This is a genomic window from Paenibacillus wulumuqiensis (assembly GCF_000971965.1).
GTDB lineage: Bacteria > Bacillota > Bacilli > Paenibacillales > Paenibacillaceae > Saccharibacillus > Saccharibacillus wulumuqiensis.
Genome location: NZ_LAQP01000001.1, coordinates 159,160 through 174,050, shown reverse-complemented (window position 1 = coordinate 174,050; position 14,891 = coordinate 159,160). Strand labels below are relative to the sequence as shown.

The window sequence follows — 14,891 nt, the reverse complement described above, 5'->3', positions numbered from 1 at the left end:
TTAACAATATAATAACACATTGGACCTATAAATAGAATAAAATTTGTCGAAAAAATGGTTAATATGTACCATTTTATTATTAAAAAAGTAGGCTTTGTTATATACTCACTCTATCACCCACCACATAAGACCTACTCCTGCCAAAAAGTACAAAAAGAAACCGCAGCGCTTGGAGCGCTACGGCTTCTTCTCTTGTTAAATACAGCTTTTATCGATATTGTCCTAAGCCAGTCTACTGCTGACTGCAGGGACATTCTCACCAGACTGCTCGGAGCGCAGTACACGAGTGGCATTCAGTACAGCCAGCAAGGTTACCCCTACATCCGAAAAGACCGCTTCCCACATGGTAGCAATACCGAACGTTCCCAGAATGAGAAACACTACTTTGACGCCAAGCGCAAACATAATGTTCTGCCATACAATACGGCGAGTACGTCTCGCAATCCGAACGGCGGTCGCCAGCTTGGAAGGTTCGTCGGTCATGATGACGATATCAGCGGCTTCAATCGCCGCATCCGAACCGAGTCCACCCATGGCCACTCCGATATCCGCGCGGGCCAGTACCGGTGTATCATTGATTCCATCTCCTACGAAGATCGTCTTCTCGCGCCCGCTCCGCTGCTGCTCCAGCTTCTCGATCTCTTCAACCTTGTGCTGCGGCAGCAGTTCGGCATATACTTCGTCAATTCCGAGCTGTCTGCCGACCGCCTCGCCAACAGCCCGGCTGTCTCCGGTCAGCATCACTATACGGCGAATGCCTTGCTGTCTGAGCTGCTGAATCGCTTCAGCCGCATCCGGTTTAATTTCATCCGAGATCAGGATACAGCCGGCATATTGTCCATTATGGGCGAGGTGGATGACTGTACCCGGCGCATCAGGTTCGCTATAGGCAATCTGCTCCCGCTGCATCAGTCGGACATTACCGGCCAGCACCTGCTGACCATCCAGTTCGGCGGCTATCCCGTGACCGGCAATCTCATCATAGCTGCCCAGACGGCTCTGATCCAGCTCTCCCCGATAAGCGTCACGGATCGATTCGGCAATCGGATGATTGGAATGCATCTCGGCATAGGCAGCCAGCTCAAGCAGCCGGCCTTCGGAATATTCCGCTGCCGGATGAATACCGGTTACGGCAAATGTTCCGCGTGTCAGTGTGCCGGTTTTGTCGAAGACGACATAACGCACATCATTCAGCGCTTCCAGATAGTTGCTGCCCTTAATCAGGATACCGGCTCTCGACGCAGCCCCGATCCCTCCGAAAAATCCGAGCGGAATCGAGACAACCAGTGCGCACGGACAGGAGATAACGAGGAAGATCAGCGCCCGGTATACCCAGTCCGAGAATTCCGCACCATCGATCAGCAGTGGTGGAATCACCGCCAGCAGGGCTGCGATAATAACAACGGCCGGTGTGTAGTAACGGGCGAACCGGGTAATGAATTTCTCGGTAGGCGCCTTTTTGCTGCTGGCATTTTCGACGAGTTCGAGAATCTTGGCTACCGAGGATTCACTGAAGATTCGAGTGACTTCTACGGTCAATACTCCATTTTTGTTAATGCATCCGCCCATGACTTCCTTGCCCGGAACCACTTCACGCGGCAGCGATTCGCCGGTGAGTGCCGAGGTGTCGAGCATGGAAGAACCTTCGATCACGATACCATCCAGCGGTACCTTCTCCCCCGGCTTGATAACGATACGATCACCAATTCGGACCGATTCGGGAGATACCTGTCTGACTCCATCGGCAGTCTGCACATTGGCATAATCCGGACGGATATCCATCAGTGCGGTGATCGATCGGCGTGATCGGTCGACCGCCATACTCTGGAACATCTCTCCCACCTGGTAAAAGAGCATAACCGCTACGCCTTCCGGATACTGCTGTACCGCAAAAGCACCGATCGTCGCTACCGACATAAGGAAATATTCATCAAATACCTGTCCTCGCAGTATATTGCGGATCGCCTGCCAGACGATGTCCGCTCCGGCAATCAGATAGGCGGCGAAGAAGACCGTAAATTCGCCCCAACCAGGCAGCGGCAGGAGCAGACCCGCGGCTGTCAATCCTGCACCAACTACGAGACGGGCAATCAGAATCTGCCGGCGGGACATGCCGCTCCGGGGCTCTGCTTCGTTATGTGCTGCAGCCTGCTGTACGATATCCAGCCCAGATGTGGATGCCGGCTGTTTCAGTCTTACTTTGACCTGGGGCTCGATTCGGTTCACCGTACGGGTCGCTTCATCGACGACCGCCTCTTCCCGCCCATCTGCCGTCTCCAGCATCAGCGTCTTATTGACAAAATTGACGGAACAGGCAGACACGCCCTGAATCTTCTGCACGCTATTCTCGATCTTCATTGCACAGTTCGCACAGTGCAGACCATCGAGGATCAGTTCACGTCTAACGACTCTATCTTGAGTATGCTCCAAGGATATTCTCCCCTTTCACCAAGCAATACATGAATAAATGTTCATATGTTATATCCATTATAATTCCTGCTTGGCGTAAAGTCAAAACCTTGGATTCAACTTTACCACCATAGGAACGGGAACAATAAAAAGCCCAAAAATCCGCTTATCCGATATACCGGACAGGTGGATTTTGGGGCTTGCTGGTTGTGACTTGCTGATTGTGGTTTACTGCCATCGATCAGGATGACGGATCAAACATACACAGATCTTTCCTGCTCAGGTTTTCCCGCCTTTCCACGAGTCCTTCAGGGACACAATCCGGTTGAATACGAGGCGCTTCGCAGTACTGTATTTACTGTCGACAACAAAATAGCCATGCCGGATAAACTGAAAGCGATCACCTATGGCCGCTTCACCGAGTGACGGTTCGGCGATACTGCCGGTCAGTCGAATCAGGGAATCCGGGTTGATACGGTTCTGCCAATCGGCGTTCTCTGCCGGAATTGTATCCGGTTCGCGCAGCAGACGGTCATACAGATGCGTCTCTACCTTTACCCCGTGGGCTGCGGACACCCAGTGCAGTGTTGCTTTGACCTTACGGGCATTGAAGCCGCTGCCGCTTCGTGTAGCCGGATCGTACGTACAGTGCAGCTCCGTAATCTCTCCGGAAGACACGTCCCGTACCACATGCTCGCAGCGGATAAAGTAGGCGCCTTTGAGCCTTACTTCCACACCTGGTGACAGACGGTGAAATCCGCGTACCGGCTCTTCCATGAAATCTTCCCGCTCGATCCACAGCTCTCTCGTAAATGGCAGCTCACGTGTACCCATGTCTTCATTCTCCGCGTTATTCTCCACGGTCAGCCACTCGGTCTTGTCTGCCGGATAGTTGGTAATGATGACCTTGACCGGGTCCAGTATGACCATCGCGCTGCGTGTGTGCGGCTTCAGATCCTGCCGGATACTATGCTCCAGCATGGCAATATCCACCGTACTGCTCGTCCGGATCATCCCAATCTCCCGGAAAAAAGATCGAATGCTCTCCGAGGTAAATCCGCGTCTGCGCAGCCCTTGCAGTGTCGGCAGGCGCGGATCATCCCAGCCATCCACATAACCGCCTTCTACCAGCTCACGCAAATATCGCTTGCTCGTTACGGCTCCCGTAATATTGAGCCGTCCGAATTCCCTTTGCTTGGGCGGTTCATTAATGTCCAGCTCATTCAGTACCCATTCATACAGCGGCCGGTGCTCCTTGAACTCAATGGAGCAGAGCGAATGGGTGATCCCTTCCAGCGCATCTTCGATCGGATGGGCAAAATCATACATCGGGTAGATGCACCATGCCTCGCCTGTCCGGTAATGCGGCGCGTGGATAATCCTGTACAGCACAGGATCACGCAGTGTCATATTTGGAGAAGCCATATCGATCTTCGCCCGCAGCACTCTGCTGCCGGCTGCATCCTTGCCTGCCCGCATACCTGCCAGCAGCGCCAGATTCTCGTCCACCGAGCGGTCCCGATAAGGGCTGTTCATTCCCGGTTCGGTCAGTGTGCCGCGATACCGGGCCATCTCATCCGGCGGCAGATCGCACACATAGGCTTTGCCTTTACGAATGAGCCGGATCGCTGCCTCATAATAATGCTCTCCATAATCAGAACCAAAATGGACTTCCGGATCATAGCCCAGCCACTTGATATCGTCGATAATCGAATGCACGTATTCCATACTTTCCTTGAGCGGATTGGTATCATCCATTCGCAGCTTGAACAGACCTTTATACTGCCGTGCCAGCTCCGCATTGGTAATAATCGCAAATGCGCTGCCGATATGCAGATAGCCGTTCGGCTCTGGCGGGAACCGGGTCGCAATCGGACGATGATAAGCTTGTTCGCGAATATCTTCTTCGATGACTTTATGAATAAAATGGGTATTATTTTCATTTACGGTACTCATGGGGTGGCCTCCCTTGTCATTTGCCGGCGGCATGACTTCTGATCCTGCTTTCATGTTTCCAGGTCATGCCCTTACCGGATGTATAGTCAGTTTTTGGGCAGCCGGTTCCACGGATTAGGTGGCACAGACAGCTGCAGATTCCTTTACAAATACAACAAAAAACACAACAAAAAAATCCCACCTCCAAGACGTATGGTCTTGGGGACGAGATTATGATCGCGGTGCCACCCCAGTTTACGGATATATCGCTATATCCGCCTTATCAGGTACGCCGCTGTCCGGTAATGATAGCTGATGTACGCTCGCGATTTGCTGACGCTGCATACTGCCATTCATCCTCTACTGCCTGAAATGCCTCCGTATCAGCAATGTATACAAACTGATCGGTTACGGCTTTTCAGTTCCACAGACGGTTATACCCTAGCTCTGTAACAGGAGCTCCTGTCGTACCATACCCGGATCGACCGGTCCGATACGCTGCTCGGAGGCTTGTTTCAAATAAGGCTTTTTGGCTCCTTTTCAGCTGCCGGAGCTCTCTGTACAAAAAGTAACTTATCCTACTCTTCTCGTCATCGCATTTGATATTGGAACTATATTATCACTCGGTACTGTGTTTGACAATACCTTCCATCGTGTGAAGGCCTTATAGTTTGTTCTGCGATGCTCGCTTTTTTGCACGGAAGCGTCTTACTTTCATGAGATTCCCGCATAGTTTGTCATCGCAATATTTTTTGGTGCGGCTGCGTGTATCGTCATAGAATATCCAGCGGCAGTCAGGGTTATCACAAATGCGGATCCGGCTGCCTTCGCCTTCCCTCAGTGTATGCACAAAATGGGCTGCCACTTCAGCAGCTACACTCTGCCAGTCATCGCCCAGCTGCCGGTAATGAATAACCGGACGGTCTGCTTCCATGACGAGATGACGCTGCACTGCAGCGGCTTCCAGTATATGGTTCAGCGCCTGTATCTGCTGAGATGTCAGTTGATGGCCTTCTGATTGTTGAACAGCGATTCGCTGCAGATCGGCTCGGAACTCGATTAAATACTGCAGCTGCTCCGCAGAAGCCGGTACAGGCGCCCGGAGATGATGCTTATCCAGGAAAGACTGCTGCCACTCTGCCAGCGGTAGCCGATCCATATCCCGCTTGCCTTCTTTCCAGTCATGCCAGTCACTATTCAGAAAATCACTCCATAATATATTCATCCCATCACCTTTATCTTCATAATCGTCGATCACTATTGTAACTACCAAGAATAAAATTAGATGGTTACAAGCACCGCTTTATGTTTAACTGTAATTGTAACCATTTAACCACCTGGTAGCCAGTTACATTTATTGTTCGGAACGTTAATAACCCATGGACATGTGGATTTCCTAGTATGGACCTGCTATGGGATGGGACAGAGAAAATATTTGTTATCTGATGAAAAACTCTGAGATCACAGCATAGCCAACCCTGTTTATTCGACTAATCCTGTACCGCAATCCATCAACGGTCTGCATGTACCCACAAGGAGGAACAAAAATGACTGTAAGCGCCGCCGAGTTACTGCTGCTTCAAAAAGATCAAAGCTGGAAAGATGAGAGCTGGATCGTACCGTTATCTGTAGCGTTGGAAGGATTAACAGCTGCCCAGGCAGCATGGCGTCCGCAGGGGAATAATCTGACGATCTGGCAGTACGTTAACCATATCGCTTATTATAACCGGTTAGTGCTGAACAAGCTTCAGAATCAGGACCCGGGACCACAAGCTGCTACCAATCTGGAGACTTTTGGTGAACCTGGAGACCCTGAGCAGGAGCAGCAGTGGAATGACCTGGTCGCCGAAGTCACCCGAATCTCCGATGCGTTAAGGGAACAAATCGCCTCCTATACAGATGATGATCTGGCCGCACTCTACTCTTCCGAAGATGTACAGATCGGTGAACAGCTGGCCAGCTGGATGCTTCATGACAGCTATCATGCCGGTCAGATTGTCCTGCTGCGCAAACTGCAGGGCTGCTGGGAAATTAGATTCCAATAGAACAGGATCATTGCAAAGTAAATCCCGGTGCGCCTTTTCATGAGCACACCGGGATTTACTTTGCATAGGTATTCTATTCGAAGATGTAGGGCGGCCAATTACATGCCGGTCAGGGAAAAGCTTTTGATACGGTTACCAATCTCATCACGCACACGCTGGAATACGCCCCATCTCTGCGCATCATTGCCTTCGGCCTTGGCAGGATCATCGAATCCCCAATGCTCGCGGCGTACATGAGAAGGTGTAGCCGGACATTTATCATCCGCATCACTGCACAGGGTAACGACCATATCGGAATGATTGAGCAGTTCCATGTCGATTATATCGGATGTCTGCTGTGAGATGTCGATACCTACCTCATTCATTGCTTTGACCGCATTGGGATTGAGTCCATGGGCTTCGATGCCGGCACTATACACATTCCAGTTCTCTCCAAGATACTTTTTGGCCCAGCCTTCAGCCATCTGACTGCGGCATGAATTGCCTGTACAGAGGAAATAGATCGTTTTCTTTTCCATTACATACCACTCCTTTAAATTCTTTTAATGAAAAACCAGATACAAGCTAAAGAATTAACAACAGCCACAGATAAAGCCCCAGCAGCGTCAGGAACAAGGTAGGAATCGTCAGGATAATCCCGGTTTTGAAATACGATCCCCAGGAGATGCGGATTCCTTTGCCGCTGAGTACGTGCAGCCAGAGCAGCGTCGCCAGTGAACCGATCGGTGTAATTTTGGGGCCCAGATCGGAGCCAATGACGTTGGCATAGATTAATCCTTCCTTGATCGCGCCTGCAGCTGTTGTACTCTGGATCGCCAGTGCATCGATCAATACGGTTGGCAGATTATTCATGACCGAAGACAGCAGAGCAGCCAGGAAGCCCATGCCCATCGTCGCTGCGAACAGACCGTGATCTGCCGCTACCTGAATCACATCTGCAAGCACATCGGTCAGACCGGCGTTGCGCAGTCCATAGACGACTACATACATACCGATAGAGAAAAATACGATGGCCCATGGTGCTCCTTTTACTACTTCACGTGTCGGCACTACATCACTGCGGTTCGCCATAATCAGGAAAAAGATCGCAATCAGACCCGCTACGAGGGAGACCGGAATATTGAAAAATTCACTGACAAAGTAGCCAACCAGCAGCAGCCCGAGCACCCACCAGGACAGCCGAAACATGCGCACATCCCTGATCGCATCTACCGGCGGCTTGAGATTGCGCTCATCAAAGGAACATGGAATACTTTTGCGGAAAAACAGATACAGCACCAGAATGCTCGCTCCAAGCGCAAACAGATTCGGTACAATCATCCGTCCGGCATACTCCATAAAGGTAATATGGAAATAATCCGCCGAGACGATATTGACCAGATTGCTGACGACAAGCGGCAGCGAAGTCGTATCCGCGATAAATCCGCTCGCCATAATAAACGGAAAAATATGCTTCTCGCTCAGCTTCAGCGCTCGTACCATTGCCAGTACAATCGGTGTCAGAATAAGCGCGGCACCATCGTTGGCGAACAATGCGGACACAACCGCACCAAGCAGAGACACATAGATAAACATGCGCAGCCCGTTTCCGTGAGAAATACGTGCCATATGTAGAGCTGCCCATTCGAAAAATCCAATCTTGTCCAGTATGAGGGATATCAGGATAATCGCGACAAAAGCAAGCGTCGCATTCCAGACAATCTGCGTCACATCCCAGACATCCTGCAGAGTGACCACTCCAGCCAGCAGTGCCAGCACCGCTCCCCCGCATGCCGACCAGCCAATTGACAGATTCTTCGGCTGCCAGATGACAAAGGTCAGAGTGACCACAAAAATAACAACAGCAAGTATTACAGTAAGCAAGGTAACTTCCTCCAGATCATCAGCATCACAATATTCGTACTGTTAAACAGACAGTCTGCCTGTTGAATCAGTCATTTCCTAACTTTACCCGTCATTATCCGAAGTGTATCGATAATTCGCATGGCAGAATACCTCAGCAGCAGCGATCTGTATCCGTGCTGCAGCTGCCTGCTTCTGGCTTGTTTAGCATGCGCAGAATCTCTTCAGTGGGAGGAAGATGTTCCAACACCGCCTGAATATGCGGCTTGTCCGCAACATTCAGCGAGTAATAGACCCACTGTCCACGGCGTTCTTCCTTGACGATCTTGTGAGATTTCAGTTTGCGCATATGCTGGCTAATGCCCGGCTGCGAAATGTGAAAAAGGTCTACAAAATCACATACACACCATTCTCGGTCTCGAAGCAAAGCAAGCATGATCAGCCTTGTACGGTCTCCCAGCAGCTTAATCTGTTCTGCCAGCTCTGTCATCTGATCCAGCTTGTTAAAGTGAAGCTCTGTATCCAACCTGATCCCTCCTGTTATGGAATGCCGACAGGCTATCCATCGTTATATAGTCTATAATGCCATAGCGGGAAGCAGCAGCGTTAATTACTATATAATGATATGCTTATATAGTAATGGATAAAAAAACAATCGTCAATCTTCAGCAGTAAGCAAGATTCCTTTTTTATTTCCACTATTCGTAATCGCAACGATTTTTGCTATAATGATAGCATATGATCTACGAGGAAGGTGAAAGAACGTGAAGCAGGAAGCCATTATAGAAGAATGCAGTCATTGCAACGATGCTACGGAAGCTTCACAGCAGGAACTTGCTCGTATGAAGCAGGAACTGATCAGTAATGATACCGCTCTGTCGATGGCCGAGATTTTCAAAGCGCTGGGTGATCCGACACGTGTTCGGTTGATCTATGCCATTCTGGAAAAAGAGCTCTGTGTCCATGATATCTGTGAAGTACTCGATATGACCCAGTCCGCGGTGTCTCACCAATTACGCTATTTGCGCAATATGCGTATCGTCAAACCGCGCAAAGTAGGCAAAACGGTATTTTATTCGCTGGATGACCATCATGTGGAAGAGATTTTCAAGCAGACCCACCAGCATTTGATTCATAAATAATCACGGTATCAATTGGGATATACTTTTGCTCATTTCAGCCATCCATATACCGGCTTAGTCAAACAGCTTATATTCGATAGTCTATACAAAAAGGAAGCCTCCATCTCGGAAGCTTCCTTTTTTCTGCATTAATTTGGTCTATTGGATTCCAGCAAAGGGATGATGGCATAACCCCGGCTAATGTTTGTTACCCTGGCAATCCATATCCGGTGTATCCAGCTGAATGGTAATATGGCCGATACCGTAATGCTTCTGGATCAGTTCACGCGCTAACCTCATAATCTCGCTCCCATTCGCGGCATTATCAATAATCAGATGGCAGCTCAGGAGCGGCAGATCCGATGACAGCGACCATACATGCAGATCATGTACGCCCTGTACATGCGGAATACCGGCTAATTCGCGAGTGATCTCTTCGGTATGAATATTCACCGGTGTGCCTTCCATCAGAATATGTACCGAATCCCGGGTGACCCGGTACGCGCTGATCAGCACGAGTACAGCTACGATAATACTGGCAATCGGATCTGCCAGTGTCCAGCCAAAAAACATAATCAGCAGCGCCGCTGCAATCGCCCCCACCGAGCCGAGCAGATCCCCCATTACATGCAAAAAGGCACTGCGAATATTCAGATTCTCGGAAGTGTCGCCTTTCATCAGGATATAGGCCGCCAGTATATTGACGATCAACCCGATAATGGCAATTGTCAGCATACCTGAACTCATAATGCTCTGTGGTTCGCTGAACCGCTGGAACGCCTCCCAGAAAATATAGAGCGAGATGACGACCAGCGCAATCCCGTTCAGAAATGCTGCCAGCACTTCAAAGCGCTTGTATCCGTAGGTCTTGGTCCCACTCGCCTGACGCTGTCCCCAGACCATCGCGACAAAGCTCAAGCCCAGTGCAGCAGCATCGCTGAACATATGACCCGCATCCGAGAGCAGCGCCAGACTGTTGGTCATCAGTCCGCCGACCACTTCCACGATCATAAAGGCGGCGATCAGGAAGAAAGCCAGGCCAAGCGCCTTTTTGTTCGCATTATGTGCATGGGAATGACCATGACCGTGGCTGTGACCATGTCCATGCTGGTGGGAATGACCTGCGTGCGTCTGGGCAGAATCCTTATGCAGAGCCGAATGACCGGTGTGATCATGCACGGCTACATCATGAGAATGATTGGCATGATCATGCGCAGATTGATTATCGGTATGATTATGATTGGCATGGGTAAGTACTGATTCATGAGCATGATCCGCTGTGACGGAGGATTGATTATGCTCGCTCGTTCTATCTTTGTCAGTTGGAAGATTGTTACGGCTTGTAAAGTTCATCATTATTCGCTCCTTTGCCATATATTAACCTATTTTTAATTCCAAATAACATATGAGCAATTGTTCATGTGTTGATTATAGTACACAAATTACGGTCTGGCAAGCCGCATCAGAAGAACAGGAAAAATCGGCCTTTTTTCTGCTCGCTTTCCTTCTCTGCCAGGCCGTTCATTACCCTTTTCAAATCTGGATAGCAATCTAATGATGTGTATTCTCCGGATTGGGGTAATCAAACATAGCAGCAGCCTATCTACCCTGCTATGACCAATGAGACGAGGAGTGTGACTGTTACATATGATTGATTTCTTTACCGGCCTGACACCAGCAATGCAGGCGCTGGTGGCTACACTCTTCACCTGGGGGATGACCGCCGTTGGAGCGGCCTTGGTCTTTACCTCCAAGAATCTGAATCAGAAAGTATATGACGGGATGCTCGGCTTTGCTGGCGGTGTCATGATTGCTGCCAGCTTCTGGTCCCTGATTGCTCCTGCACTGGAAATGGCGTCGGAAGACAGTTCCCTGCCACCCTGGATTCCGGCGGCCGTTGGTTTTATGCTGGGCGGACTGTTTCTGTGGGGAGCGGACAAAGTCATTCCGCACATTCACCCTTCCTCCAGCAGCAACCAGGCGGAAGGCATGGGTACCAAAAACAAACGCCGCAGTACGCTGCTCGTATTCGCCATTACACTGCATAACATCCCCGAAGGCCTGGCGGTCGGTGTCGCTTTTGGCGCTGTAGCCAATGGCACTTCCACCGAATCACTTGCCGGTGCGGTGGCGCTGGCGATTGGTATCGGTATCCAGAACTTCCCGGAAGGGCTCGCCGTATCCATGCCGCTGCGCGGTGAAGGCATGAGCCGCCGCAAAGCCTTTTTCTATGGACAATTATCCGGGATGGTCGAACCGATTGCCGCTGTACTCGGTGTACTGGCCGTAACGCTGATCGATCCGCTGCTGCCGTATGCACTCTGCTTTGCTGCAGGTGCGATGATCTTTGTAGTTGCGGAAGAAGTCATTCCGGGCTCGCAGGAAAAAGGCAACAAGGACTTTGCCTCGATGTGTCTGATGATCGGATTCACCGTGATGATGATTCTGGATGTGGCGCTGGGCTAAATTTGGCGCTTCGACTCGGCATCCATTACAACCCTAACTCGAAAAAAAGCTATAATTTAATTACTTCGGTGCCATATAAGAATCGCACTGTAAGCTTTATTGACCTTTCATCTTCTACCAGCATAAGCAAAATAAAAGCTAAGCTCTATTATACGTTAGAGCTTAGCTTTTATTTGGATAAAATGTATTCTGCATGTGTTATGTTCCCAATCATAGCAGTACCACAATCAAGAAAGATCTGTTCCTGATTTTACAGCATCATTAATGGAAAACGATCCATACGACCAGCGGAGCGATAAAGGAAGCGACAATCGCGCTGATCGTCATGGCTATCGAACTCATCGAAGATGCCTGCTCTCCGATCTCCATCGCTTTGGCGGTACCGAGTGCATGAGAAGAGCTGCCCAGCGCAATCCCGCTGCCGATCACATGATGGATGCGGAACAGTCGGAGCAGATAGACGCCGCATACCGCTCCGGTGAATCCGGCGATCATGACAAATACTGAAGTCAGCGAAGAATCCGCACCGAGATGATTCACAATCTGGATCGCTACCGGCGTAGTGACCGATTTGGGTACAATCGATAAAATGAACGGCTTGCTAAAACCGAATGCCAGTGCCAGCAGCATACCACTGAGCATGCCTGCAAATACGCCTGCCAGCGATCCACCGACGATGGGAAGCCAGTTCTTCAGCAGCTGATGACGCTGCTTGTACAGTGGGTAGGCGAGTGCGACTACTGCCGGTCCGAGCAGCTTATTGATCCACTGCCCGCCCTCCATATAGGTACTGTACGAAATATTCAGATTTAACAGAATAATGACGATGATCGCTGTCCCCGTCAGGGCAGGCATCAGAATAGGCAGCTTGAATTTCTTGTAGATGATTGCCATCACTGCATAGATCAGTACGGTTAGCAGTACAATGACTGCACTCAGGATTCCACTCATATCCGTGTCTCCTTTTCCCGATATTGAACCGCATTTCTGCTGGCAGCTGTCTGTCTCGGTTCATCCTTGCCTGTTGGCTGCTCGGTTTTCCGCGCTCCAGGCCCGCCTGCCAGCCACTGGCTCACATGACCGGCTACGGCAATCGTGAGTATCGTGCTGACAATGACTACAACGACCAGCAGCAAGCCTTTACCGGCAAACAGATCAAGATGATTCATCACACCTACCGTCGCCGGGATAAAAAACAGCGGGAGATAAAATAATATAATCGTACTGCCGCTCTCGATCCAGGAGACTGGGATCACCCGGCATAACAGCATTATAAACAGCAGCAGCAAGCCGATAATACTACCGGGGATCGGCAGACTCAGCCATTCCTGCAGATAACTGCCAGCCAGATAGATCACATACAGCAGCATGATCTGGACAATAATTTTGACAAATTTCATGACTCATTTCCCTTCACTCTCGTATTCTCTCTATACCAGTATCGTATCTATATACATATAGCTTACCAGAAAACTGCCCATTATCGAACAATAGGTATGTAGATTTTTTCAAAGAAAAGCCATCCCGCTGTGTAGGGGATGGCTCGAATTCAAGAACAGATAAGGGTAATTCGATAATTTCCTCTGTATCTGTATAAACGGTACTCCTATCCAGCAGCTTGTCGCTAACAGGTGAACATTAGCTTATTTCAGACACCGGCAGAGTTCGCATTGGATGACGGTTTTTGTGATTTAGCTTTGTTTTTGGAAGACTTGCCTTTGCCTTTTCGCTGCTTGTTGGCAGCTGGTGCTGTCCGCTGCGCTTCATGATCCAATACAGCAGATGCGGCGTCCAGCGCTGCTGCCGGTACGGCAACATCGGCGACGGCTGCTGCAGGCTGAGCCGGGTACATCCGCTGGAACAGCAGCGTCTGCAGAATCAGGAACGATCCGCTGACCATCCAGTAGAGCGGCATCGCTGCCGGTGCACTGAAGGAGAAGAATGCCATCATCAGTGGTGAAATATAACCCATGACTGCGAACTGCTTGCGCTGCTCAGGGGTCATATTGACCTGTGAAATTTTGGCCTGGATCAGATACAGCACCGCCACGACGATCGCCATGATCCAGTCGGGATGTCCCAGCTTGAACCAGAGAAAGGAATGCGTGGACAGCTCCGGCGTCAGCCGAATGGCTGTGTACATCCCGGACAGAATTGGCAGCTGGATCAAAATCGGCAGACAACCGATATTCAGCGGATTGAAGCTGTGCTTTTTGTAGATCTCCATCATTTCCTGCTGCTGCTTTTGTCTGGAAGCAGCATCGGTTTTGTTCTCGTACTTTTGCTTGAGCTGGTCCAGCTCCGGCTGCATAACACTCATTTTTTGCTTCATAACCTGCTGTAATTTGGCCTGTCTCATCATAAGCGGCATCACAGCAAGCCGTACAATCAGGGTCAAGACGATAATCGCCAGACCGTAGCTGCCGCCAAACCATGACGCGATATGCTGTATGCTATAGGACAGCGGAAATACGACATAATGATTAAAAAATCCCGGTGTATCCGAATGAATCTCCGTAGCGCCGCCCGTGCCGCAGCCGGACAGCAGTACCACCATCATCAATGCAATGATCAGGCCGTATAAGCGGCCTCTTTTCCCCGTAAATGTGAATCCCTTGAACGTTTCCATGTTGTTCCTCCTCGTTGATAATTCCTACCTGGGATCAACGAGGCCATGCAATCGGAACTGTCATCGTCAGGTGCTTCTTTCCTGCGAATCATGCGCGACAGGCGCAGTGGTGCAGGATGGCTGGTGATGGACAGAATCAATGGATAAAAGTAATGCTGGCAGGATCTGTCGCCAAACATCCAAAATTCGGTAATGCCGCAGTACAGATGAGCAATATAGGCATAACTCACCGTCAGAATAAGCCCGATCGATAGCAGATACGGGAGCAAATCATGGAACTCGGCCAAAGTCTTCACCTCCTTATGTCATAATATATCTATTATACGTTACCAAAAGCAATTCCATAAGACAAAAATCGACAATAGGATCGTCAAATTGGTGAACATCCACAAAAACTTGAAAACGTTTTTTCGATGATATACAATGTGGGTGTACAACAAAACA

General features: G+C 49.8%; 13 protein-coding genes, 1 pseudogene and 1 other annotated feature. Of the genes and pseudogenes, 3 read left to right on the top strand and 11 right to left on the bottom strand.

The window, feature by feature from the left end:
* Window positions 1-222: 222 nt before the first annotated feature.
* The 3 genes from WH45_RS08985 to WH45_RS08975 form a co-directional block, all read right to left on the bottom strand.
* Complete coding sequence (locus tag WH45_RS08985) at window positions 223-2,430, bottom strand: heavy metal translocating P-type ATPase (protein WP_046214043.1); 2,208 nt, start codon at window positions 2,428-2,430, stop codon at window positions 223-225.
* Window positions 2,431-2,688: 258 nt separating this feature from the next.
* The gene (locus tag WH45_RS08980; RefSeq protein WP_046214042.1) at window positions 2,689-4,365 is read right to left on the bottom strand and encodes a glutamine--tRNA ligase/YqeY domain fusion protein; all 1,677 of its coding nucleotides are present in this window, start codon (window positions 4,363-4,365) and stop codon (window positions 2,689-2,691) included.
* A gap of 197 nt (window positions 4,366-4,562) precedes the next feature.
* Window positions 4,563-4,947: a binding site (T-box leader), on the bottom strand.
* Window positions 4,948-5,008: 61 nt separating this feature from the next.
* A complete protein-coding gene (locus WH45_RS08975) occupies window positions 5,009-5,569 on the bottom strand; it encodes a CGNR zinc finger domain-containing protein (protein WP_052723750.1) in 561 nt (186 codons plus the stop codon).
* 322 nt (window positions 5,570-5,891) lie between these two features.
* Here WH45_RS08975 and WH45_RS08970 point away from each other — a divergent pair, with 322 nt between their 5' ends.
* Window positions 5,892-6,389: a DinB family protein gene (locus WH45_RS08970; protein WP_046214041.1), complete on the top strand. Its 498-nt coding sequence runs from the start codon at window positions 5,892-5,894 to the stop codon at window positions 6,387-6,389.
* A 98-nt stretch (window positions 6,390-6,487) separates the two neighbouring features.
* On the opposite strand, the gene arsC is transcribed toward WH45_RS08970, so the two are convergent.
* The 3 genes from arsC to WH45_RS08955 form a co-directional block, all read right to left on the bottom strand.
* Window positions 6,488-6,907, bottom strand: coding sequence for an arsenate reductase (thioredoxin) (gene arsC, locus WH45_RS08965; RefSeq protein ID WP_046214040.1), 420 nt, complete (start codon window positions 6,905-6,907; stop codon window positions 6,488-6,490).
* 46 nt (window positions 6,908-6,953) lie between these two features.
* Window positions 6,954-8,252, bottom strand: a complete 1,299-nt coding sequence (locus tag WH45_RS08960; RefSeq protein WP_046214039.1) for an arsenical efflux pump membrane protein ArsB — start codon at window positions 8,250-8,252, stop codon at window positions 6,954-6,956.
* A gap of 133 nt (window positions 8,253-8,385) precedes the next feature.
* Complete coding sequence (locus WH45_RS08955; RefSeq protein ID WP_046214581.1) at window positions 8,386-8,730, bottom strand: ArsR/SmtB family transcription factor; 345 nt, start codon at window positions 8,728-8,730, stop codon at window positions 8,386-8,388.
* A 265-nt stretch (window positions 8,731-8,995) separates the two neighbouring features.
* Between WH45_RS08955 and WH45_RS08950 the strand changes: the two genes are divergently transcribed.
* Window positions 8,996-9,373, top strand: coding sequence for an ArsR/SmtB family transcription factor (locus tag WH45_RS08950; RefSeq protein ID WP_082096642.1), 378 nt, complete (start codon window positions 8,996-8,998; stop codon window positions 9,371-9,373).
* A gap of 177 nt (window positions 9,374-9,550) precedes the next feature.
* Here WH45_RS08950 and WH45_RS08945 read toward each other — a convergent pair whose 3' ends face one another.
* Window positions 9,551-10,504 carry a cation diffusion facilitator family transporter gene (locus WH45_RS08945; protein WP_046214579.1) on the bottom strand — a complete coding sequence of 318 codons (954 nt, stop codon included), beginning with the start codon at window positions 10,502-10,504 and terminating at the stop codon, window positions 9,551-9,553.
* 495 nt (window positions 10,505-10,999) lie between these two features.
* Here WH45_RS08945 and WH45_RS08940 point away from each other — a divergent pair, with 495 nt between their 5' ends.
* The gene (locus WH45_RS08940) at window positions 11,000-11,818 is read left to right on the top strand and encodes a ZIP family metal transporter (protein ID WP_046214038.1); all 819 of its coding nucleotides are present in this window, start codon (window positions 11,000-11,002) and stop codon (window positions 11,816-11,818) included.
* A gap of 261 nt (window positions 11,819-12,079) precedes the next feature.
* On the opposite strand, the gene WH45_RS08935 is transcribed toward WH45_RS08940, so the two are convergent.
* The 4 genes and pseudogenes from WH45_RS08935 to WH45_RS23410 form a co-directional block, all read right to left on the bottom strand.
* Window positions 12,080-12,769 (bottom strand): LrgB family protein, encoded by a 690-nt coding sequence (locus WH45_RS08935; protein ID WP_046214037.1) that lies wholly within the window; start codon window positions 12,767-12,769, stop codon window positions 12,080-12,082.
* Window positions 12,766-13,218, bottom strand: a complete 453-nt coding sequence (locus tag WH45_RS08930) for a CidA/LrgA family holin-like protein (protein ID WP_046214036.1) — start codon at window positions 13,216-13,218, stop codon at window positions 12,766-12,768. Before WH45_RS08930 ends, WH45_RS08935 begins: the two co-directional genes overlap by 4 nt.
* Before the next feature lie 419 nt (window positions 13,219-13,637).
* Window positions 13,638-14,447: pseudogene (gene yidC / locus WH45_RS08925) on the bottom strand (membrane protein insertase YidC); the annotation flags it as partial.
* Window positions 14,390-14,734: a hypothetical protein gene (locus WH45_RS23410; RefSeq protein ID WP_152663524.1), complete on the bottom strand. Its 345-nt coding sequence runs from the start codon at window positions 14,732-14,734 to the stop codon at window positions 14,390-14,392. The pseudogene yidC and the gene WH45_RS23410, both read right to left, overlap by 58 nt.
* Window positions 14,735-14,891: the final 157 nt, after the last annotated feature.

Coding starts and splice junctions, on each gene's coding strand:
- WH45_RS08980 (WP_046214042.1), bottom strand. CDS start 4,365: ATGAGTACCGTAAATGAAAATAATACCCATTTTATTCATAAAGTCATC.
- WH45_RS08975 (WP_052723750.1), bottom strand. CDS start 5,569: ATGAATATATTATGGAGTGATTTTCTGAATAGTGACTGGCATGACTGG.
- WH45_RS08970 (WP_046214041.1), top strand. CDS start 5,892: ATGACTGTAAGCGCCGCCGAGTTACTGCTGCTTCAAAAAGATCAAAGC.
- arsC (WP_046214040.1), bottom strand. CDS start 6,907: ATGGAAAAGAAAACGATCTATTTCCTCTGTACAGGCAATTCATGCCGC.
- WH45_RS08940 (WP_046214038.1), top strand. CDS start 11,000: ATGATTGATTTCTTTACCGGCCTGACACCAGCAATGCAGGCGCTGGTG.
- WH45_RS08935 (WP_046214037.1), bottom strand. CDS start 12,769: ATGAGTGGAATCCTGAGTGCAGTCATTGTACTGCTAACCGTACTGATC.
- WH45_RS08930 (WP_046214036.1), bottom strand. CDS start 13,218: ATGAAATTTGTCAAAATTATTGTCCAGATCATGCTGCTGTATGTGATC.